We start from the raw sequence: 3,753 nt of genomic DNA on the forward strand, positions 1-3,753 counted from the left end.
AGCCACACGAACAGGGGCACCCCGAGCAGCCGCAGCATCGACAGCGCGTTCGGCACCGTCCACACGCGACTCGTCGGATCCCGGGTCTCGCTCACGGTGCCACCCTAGGTCCGATGACGCCCGGAGGCGAACACGACGCGCCACCCGTGAACAGGGGGCCGTCGCCATCCGCGCCTCGGGCCTCGGCGCGCCGCCGGTGGCGCCCGGTGCCTGCGTGGATAGGTTGGAGGGGACCAGCCGTCCATCCGAAGGAGTGACAGGTCTTGTCCATCCGCCACCGCACGCTCGCCTCCGCGAGCGTCGTCGCAGCCATCGCCGCGCTGAGCGCGCCGTCCGCCATGGCGGGTGCTTCGCACCCCGCCCAGCCCGCCGCGAGTGCCACGTCGAAGAACGCTGCGCCGAAGAAGGCGACGCCGAAGAGCGCCGGCGCGAAGAACATGACCGCGACGCCCTCGTCAGCGCGCCATGTCTCCACCGCGACGAAGGGTTCGACGAAGCCGGCGACGATGCGTGGGGCCAAGAGCACGCCCACGACGAGGGCGCGAGCTGCGCACGCCGCGCCCAAGCAGGCGACGCCCGACAGCAGCGTCATGGTCCGCCCGAAGGCGACGGTGCGCCCGGCGCCCGTCAAGCCCGCCGCGTACGCGAACTGGGCGGGATACCGGGCGAGTATCGCCGGCCCTGAGAGCATCCACGGCACCTGGATCGTGCCCAAGGCAACGTGGCCGGGGCGCGACGGGTACTCGGCCATGTGGGTCGGGCTCGGCGGAGGCACCGCGAAGCAGGGCGAGCTCGTGCAGGCAGGAACGGAGTCCGATGTCGTCTGCACCGCCGTCACGCGCAGGCACTGCACGAAGTGGAAGACGAGCTATTACCCGTGGATCGAGACCTACCCGAGCCGCGCGCAGGAACGCATCACGAACCTGGCGGTCGCGCCCGGCGATGCGGTCGAGGTGACGGTGCGCTACGCGGCGAAGGAAGGCCGTTCGTACTTCACGCTGTGCAACTGGCGCACGAACGACTGCGTCGGCACGGACCGCAAGAGTGCGGCACCTCGCGGCGTGGCCGAAGCGGTGCTCGAACGCACGAGCGGAGCCGACGGCCGGGCCCGCGCGCTCGCGAACGTCGGTTCCCCCACCTTCTCCAGCGTCTACGCCAAGGGCAAGGACGGCACGCGCAACCTCGCCGGTTGGCCGTCGACACGCATCACGATGAGCACCGGCGCCGCACTCGCCGTCCCCAGCGGGATCAGCCGCACGGGTGACACGTTCTCCGTGAGCTACCGCCGCCCGGCTTGAGGCGGGTCTCCGAGGCGCGTGATGCCTCAGACCGCCTGTGACGTCGCGCGAGTGACGATGTCGCTGCCGTCCTCGGGGCGCACGGCGCTCAGGCGGATGAGTCGCTGCAGGCGCAGCGGGAGCTTGAGCGCGACGAGCAGGATGACGACGCCGGTGAACCCGGCCAGGACGGCGCCGGCGGCCGTACCGAAACCGGACCAGAAAAGCACGTCACCGACGGTCGTGGCGCTGAGGTGCAGCTCCGTCTTGAGGTACGTCGGCAGCAGCGCGGTGATGGGCCACGCGAAGAAGAACACGGTGAACACGACGAGCGTGACGCCGAGCGCCGTCGGCCAGCGCTCGGGTTCGAACTGGACGAGGAAACACACGAATGTCGCGGCCGTCATGAGCGCGAGCACCGTCGTCATGAGCGCGCCGCTCGAGTGGCCCGTGAAGATGACGAGCAGCGCGGCGAACACCACCAGAGTCAGGACGACGTTGAGCGCCGCGCGACGGCCGCGGTAGAGCGTCGTGAACATGTCGGGGGCCTCGTCGAGGTCGCCGCTGCGCTTGCGTGTTCGAAGTCCGCGGGCTCGGGCAGCGCGCGCCGCAGCCACAGTGCGAGGACGATCGGCACGAGCCCGAGCGCGAACAGCGCCCGCCATCCCCACGCCGGGACGACGAAGCGGTACAGCTGCGCGACGAGCACCCCGCCGATCGAGAAGCCGCTGATGAGGAACGCGGACGCCTTGTTGCGCAGGTGCTGCGGCCACGACTCGATGACGTACGTCGCGCTCGCCGAGTACTCCCCCGCCATGCCGAACCCGATGAGCAGACGCGCGACGAACATCATGAGGTAGCCGGTCGAGACGGCGCACAGCGCGGAGCCGACGGAGAACGTCACGATCGCTGCGACCATCGCCTGCCGGCGCCCGATCGTGTCGGCGACGGCGCCGAGGACGAGCCCGCCGAACCAGCGGGAGACGAACGCCGCGCTGATGAGCGTCGTCGCCTGCACCGTCGACAGGTGGAACTCGTCGGCGACCTCCGTCAGCACGAGCGTGATGATGACGAAGTCGAATCCGTCGAGCAGGTAGCCGAGCCAGGCGGCCCAGAACGCCTTCCACTGCGGCCCGCTCACCTCGCGGTACCAGGGCAGGTCGGACGCGGGCGCGTCGTCGCGCGGCGGGCGCTCGGAGGCGGATGGCGTCGTCATGGCGTCAGCATAGGCAGTCGTTGCAGCGGGGGCGTAGCGTTGGTGCCATGGATGCCATCACGCTCATGCTCGACCTCGCACAGCGCCCCCTCGACGCGGCCGGGTCCCTGCGCCCGCAGCTGACCCACGAGAAACTCAACGCCCACCCCGGCGGGCACGACAACTCGATCGCATGGCTGCTGTGGCACACCGCGCGCGAGATCGACGCCCAGGTCGCGCAGTTGTCCGGCGACGAATCGATCTGGACGGCACAGGGTTTCGATGCGCGCTTCGGACTCGATGTCGACGATGACGAGATCGGCTTCGGCCATAGCCCTGAGCAGGCGCGGGCGGTCGTCGTCACGGATGTCGCGTTGCTGTTCGAGCACCTCGAGGCGGCCGTGGCGGCGCAGAAGGCGTACATCAGCTCGCTGTCCGCCGCAGACCTCGACGACGTCGTCGACGAGTCGTGGGATCCGCCCGTGACGCGCGGGGCACGTCTCGTCAGCTGCACCGAGGACGCGCTGCTGCACCTCGGCCAGGCGCTCTACGTCGCCGGCATGACGTCGCTCGAGGGATGACGCCCCATCACGTCGCGCGGGCGGCTGGACGATCCGACGATGACGGGGGTGCGAGACGAGTGAAGGAGTACCTGCCCGGGCACGCGCCCGACCTGGCGGACCCGCACCCCGACGTCATGACGCGCCGGTTCGTGCTCGGCAACGTCGCGCGAGCGAGCCGCGAGGCTCCGCCACTCGTCGCGATCGGCATGAACCCGTCGCACGCCGCACAGACCCGCGCCGATCGGACCGTGAACAGGCTCATCGAGGCCGGCGTGCGTCACGGCTATGCGGGCTGGGTCATGCTCAACCTCTACCCCGAGCGTTCGCCCAAGCCGAGCGCGCTCCCTGCATACGACCCCGAGTTGTCCGCGCTGAACTGCGCGGCCATCGAGCAGGTGCTCACGCGCTTCGACGTGCGGGAGGTGCTCGGGGCGTGGGGCAACATGCCGCACCCCACGCTGCGGCGCGCACGCGTGGACGTGCAGGCGGTGCTCGATCGGCTCGGTGTGCGCGTCTTCACCTGGGATCCGCTGACGATTCGAGGCAACCCGCGCCACCCGAGCCCGCCGGGGCGTCCGCTGCCGATGCTGGGCCCGAAGGTCTACCTGAGCTGACGACGGCGCGGTCCGTGCGGTGACGGGCCCTCATCGACACGCAGGTCGACGTCGAGCAGCGGCCGCGGCCCGTGATTCTCGCCGCTAGTGTCACGCGTCTGAAC

General features: G+C 70.5%; 5 protein-coding genes. 3 read left to right on the top strand and 2 right to left on the bottom strand.

Annotated features, from left to right (window positions below; genetic code table 11):
• Window positions 1-263: 263 nt before the first annotated feature.
• Window positions 264-1,298 (top strand): G1 family glutamic endopeptidase, encoded by a 1,035-nt coding sequence (locus B2284_RS02370; protein WP_286697130.1) that lies wholly within the window; start codon window positions 264-266, stop codon window positions 1,296-1,298.
• Window positions 1,299-1,324: 26 nt separating this feature from the next.
• Here B2284_RS02370 and B2284_RS02375 read toward each other — a convergent pair whose 3' ends face one another.
• Both B2284_RS02375 and B2284_RS02380 read right to left on the bottom strand, forming a co-directional pair.
• Window positions 1,325-1,816 (bottom strand): hypothetical protein, encoded by a 492-nt coding sequence (locus tag B2284_RS02375; protein WP_286697131.1) that lies wholly within the window; start codon window positions 1,814-1,816, stop codon window positions 1,325-1,327.
• Window positions 1,765-2,493: an MFS transporter gene (locus B2284_RS02380; protein ID WP_136788282.1), complete on the bottom strand. Its 729-nt coding sequence runs from the start codon at window positions 2,491-2,493 to the stop codon at window positions 1,765-1,767. The genes B2284_RS02375 and B2284_RS02380 overlap by 52 nt, the downstream gene beginning before the upstream one ends.
• Before the next feature lie 47 nt (window positions 2,494-2,540).
• Between B2284_RS02380 and B2284_RS02385 the strand changes: the two genes are divergently transcribed.
• Both B2284_RS02385 and B2284_RS02390 read left to right on the top strand, forming a co-directional pair.
• Window positions 2,541-3,053 carry a mycothiol transferase gene (locus B2284_RS02385; RefSeq protein WP_136788283.1) on the top strand — a complete coding sequence of 171 codons (513 nt, stop codon included), beginning with the start codon at window positions 2,541-2,543 and terminating at the stop codon, window positions 3,051-3,053.
• Window positions 3,054-3,112: 59 nt separating this feature from the next.
• On the top strand, window positions 3,113-3,649 hold the full coding sequence (locus B2284_RS02390; RefSeq protein WP_170957179.1) for a DUF1643 domain-containing protein: 537 nt from the start codon (window positions 3,113-3,115) through the stop codon (window positions 3,647-3,649).
• Window positions 3,650-3,753: the final 104 nt, after the last annotated feature.

Origin of the sequence: Dermacoccus sp. UBA1591 (genome assembly GCF_002322065.1) — a bacterium.
Lineage (GTDB): Bacteria > Actinomycetota > Actinomycetes > Actinomycetales > Dermatophilaceae > Dermacoccus > Dermacoccus nishinomiyaensis.

What these genes read in the sequence shown, in the direction of transcription:
- B2284_RS02380 (WP_136788282.1), bottom strand. Translation starts at nt 2,493, where the DNA reads ATGACGACGCCATCCGCCTCCGAGCGCCCGCCGCGCGACGACGCGCCC.
- B2284_RS02375 (WP_286697131.1), bottom strand. Translation starts at nt 1,816, where the DNA reads ATGTTCACGACGCTCTACCGCGGCCGTCGCGCGGCGCTCAACGTCGTC.
- B2284_RS02385 (WP_136788283.1), top strand. Translation starts at nt 2,541, where the DNA reads ATGGATGCCATCACGCTCATGCTCGACCTCGCACAGCGCCCCCTCGAC.